The sequence below is a fragment of the Pseudomonas sp. SIMBA_068 genome (genome assembly GCF_046534705.1).
GTDB lineage: Bacteria > Pseudomonadota > Gammaproteobacteria > Pseudomonadales > Pseudomonadaceae > Aquipseudomonas > Aquipseudomonas putida.
In genome coordinates this window covers 1-260 of the sequence record NZ_JAWRYI010000848.1, presented here as the reverse complement: position 1 = coordinate 260, position 260 = coordinate 1, and the positions used below count along the sequence as shown (strand labels likewise).

Annotated in this window: 1 protein-coding gene; it reads left to right on the top strand. The window is 52.3% G+C overall.

Annotated features, from left to right (window positions below):
* A partial coding sequence (locus tag SB756_RS31730) for a hypothetical protein (RefSeq protein WP_410913455.1) occupies positions 1–260 on the top strand: 260 nt, incomplete at both ends.

The window sequence follows — 260 nt, the reverse complement described above, 5'->3', positions numbered from 1 at the left end:
CTATCTGCGCACTAAGCGCCTGCAATTGCTCATCATCCATTGCGATTCTCCCTTTGGCTGTGGGTTGAAGGTGGTGCAGAAAAACTGCTTTTTCAAGGTCACTCACCATTATTACGCTGTTTTTGCGGCCAGCTTTCCACTGCGCTTACCGGTTTTTCACCGCAACCATAAAAAGACGCGGGAAGGCGAGCAACACCTGACCATCGGCCTGAGCCGGATAAGCCGCGAGCAGACGCTGATGATAATCGGTCAGAAACGCC